The sequence below is a fragment of the Roseateles sp. genome, assembly GCF_052436255.1.
Classification (GTDB): Bacteria; Pseudomonadota; Gammaproteobacteria; order Burkholderiales; family Burkholderiaceae_C; genus Pelomonas.
On the sequence record NZ_JBQVNP010000279.1, the window covers coordinates 1 to 2,483 of the forward strand.

Sequence of the window (2,483 nt, forward strand, 5' to 3'; positions counted from 1 at the left end):
ACCTTCATGGCGCTGGTGTTCTTCTCGCCGCTGGCCTTCAACGGACGCTGGACATGGCGCGACGTGGGGCTGGCGGTGGCGGGCCTGATCGTGTTCTGGGTCTGCGAGGACTTCAGCTGGTTCCTCATCAACCCGGCCTTCGGCTGGGAGCGCTTCAACCCGGTGGATGCGTTCTGGCACAAGCACTGGGTGTGGGGCGCGCCGGTCGACTACTGGGGCGGACTCGCGGTGGCGGCGCTGATCCTCGGCACGCGGCACTGGCCGCGCAAGAAAACGCAATGACCAGGCAGAAGAGGCACGACAGGGCAGCCGAGGAAGACGCGGCCAGCCCGCGCCCCGGCCACTGGGCCGATCCGCTGGATGCGCTCGGGGTCGAGAACCTGCACCGCATCACGCCCACGCTGTACCGAAGCGCGCAGCCCCGGCGCGCCAACCTCGCCGCGCTGCAGTCGCTGGGCATCCGCACCGTGGTGAGCCTGCGTTCGTTCAATGACGACAGGAAGGTGTTCGCCGAAAGCGGCATCCGGCTGGTGCGGGTGCCGATCAACACCTGGTCCATCGACGACGCCAAGGTGCTGCGCGCGCTGCTTGCCATTCGCGCGGCCGAGAAGCAAGGGCCAGTGCTCATCCACTGCATGCACGGCGCCGACCGCACCGGCGTGGTCGCGGCGGTGTACCGCATGGCGATGCAGGAATGGGATAAGGAGAACGCACGCCACGAGATGCTGCGCGGCGGCTACGGCTACCACACGCTGTGGCGCAACATCCCGCGCTATATCGAGAAGCTCGATCCGGCAAAGATGCGCCACGCGCTGGCGGCGGCGCATTCCCAGGTGGCGCCCGTGGTGTCCTGAAGGCGCCAGCAGCTTCCGGACCCCACTCCTATACTGGCCGCCCCGTGGCCACAGGCCATCCGCGAACCTGACCAGAAGGGCTCTTCCATGGCACTGCAAATCCGCTCCCTCATTCGCGCAAACGGCGAACTCGAACTCTCGCTGCACGACGACCCGATTCCCGAACCGCAGGCCCACGAAGTGGTGATCCGCGTCGAGGCGTCGCCCCTCAATCCGTCGGACCTGGGTCTGCTGTTCGGCGCGGCCGACATGAGCACCGCCAAGGCCTCCGGCACCGCCGACCGCCCGGTCATCACCGCCACCGTGCCCGAGCGCGCACTTCCCGCGATGGCGGCGCGGCTCGACCAGTCGATGCCTGTCGGCAACGAAGGTGCCGGCGTGGTGGTGAAGGCCGGTTCATCGCCGGCCGCGCAGGCGCTGCTCGGCAAGACCGTCGCGGCCATCGGCGGCGCGATGTACTCGCAGTACCGCTGCCTCGCCGCAGCCCAGTGCCTGGAGCTGCCGGCCGGCACCGCGCCGTCCGAAGGCGCATCGTGCTTCGTCAACCCGCTCACGTCCCTCAGCATGGTCGAGACCATGCGCATGGAAGGCCACAAGGCGCTGGTGCACACGGCCGCCGCATCCAACCTGGGCCAGATGCTCAACAAGATCTGCCAGAAGGACGGCATCGCCCTCGTCAACATCGTGCGCAAGCAGGAGCAGGAAGACCTGCTGCGCGGCCTGGGCGCGAAGTACGTGTGCAACGCAACTTCGCCCACCTTCATCGAAGACCTGACGCAGGCGCTGGTCGAGACCGGCGCAACGCTGGCCTTCGATGCCACCGGCGGCGGCAAACTCGCAGGGCAGATCCTCGGCTGCATGGAAGCGGCCATCAACCGCACCGCCAAGGAATACAGCCGCTACGGCTCGACCACCCACAAGCAGGTCTACATCTACGGCGGCCTCGACCGTGCTCCCACGGAATTCGTGCGCAACTTCGGCATGGCATGGGGCATGGGCGGATGGCTGCTGTTCCCGTTCCTGCAGAAGCTGGGCGATGCGGGAACGCAGCGCCTGAAGGCGCGCGTCGTCGCCGAGCTAAAGACGACCTTCGCGAGCCACTACACGCGCGAGGTCTCTCTGGTGGAGATGCTGGGACTCGATGCGATCGGGGTGTATGGCAAGCAGGCTACGGGGGAGAAGTTTCTGCTGAATCCGAGCAAGGCTTGATTCGTCTTGCTGGATTGAACGGCCGGCCAGCCGCCGCGCTGTCCCCTGATGCTCAAGGGCTCCAGACGAGGCAGAGCATATTGTGGCGGTCCATCTCGTTGATCTGAGACCTCCCTCAAAACTGCGACCAACTCGCCGAACCTTTGCTGTGCTCCCCAAAGACTCATCCGAAACTCCGACCCGTTCACGTCCTCGTGGTACGGGCAGACCTCCTTCTGGATGCAACCTCGCACATCGGCGGCCTTGACGATCCCACGAGGACAAAAAAGACGATGGACGCACAGTCACAAATCATCGGCAGCGGTAACCTGCCGGCGTCGTTGATTCGATGAATGTCACCCGTTCCTGATCGGGCTGGTTGTACCGTCGATTGTTCGGAAGCTGCTTGACGACGAGGGGCCGCGGCACACTAGGTAGTCC

2 protein-coding genes and 1 pseudogene are annotated in these 2,483 nt (G+C 65.8%); all 3 read left to right on the plus strand.

Features of this window, described 5'->3' with window-relative positions; translation table 11 throughout:
* Positions 1-282, plus strand: a pseudogene (locus ACT6S0_RS27490) (hypothetical protein); the annotation flags it as partial.
* Positions 279-854, plus strand: coding sequence for a dual specificity protein phosphatase family protein (locus ACT6S0_RS27495; protein WP_444766901.1), 576 nt, complete (start codon positions 279-281; stop codon positions 852-854). The pseudogene ACT6S0_RS27490 and the gene ACT6S0_RS27495, both read left to right, overlap by 4 nt.
* An 87-nt stretch (positions 855-941) precedes the next feature.
* Entirely contained in the window at positions 942-2,063 is a 1,122-nt protein-coding gene (locus tag ACT6S0_RS27500; protein WP_444766902.1) for a zinc-binding dehydrogenase, read from the plus strand.
* The last annotated feature ends 420 nt before the right edge of the window (positions 2,064-2,483 follow it).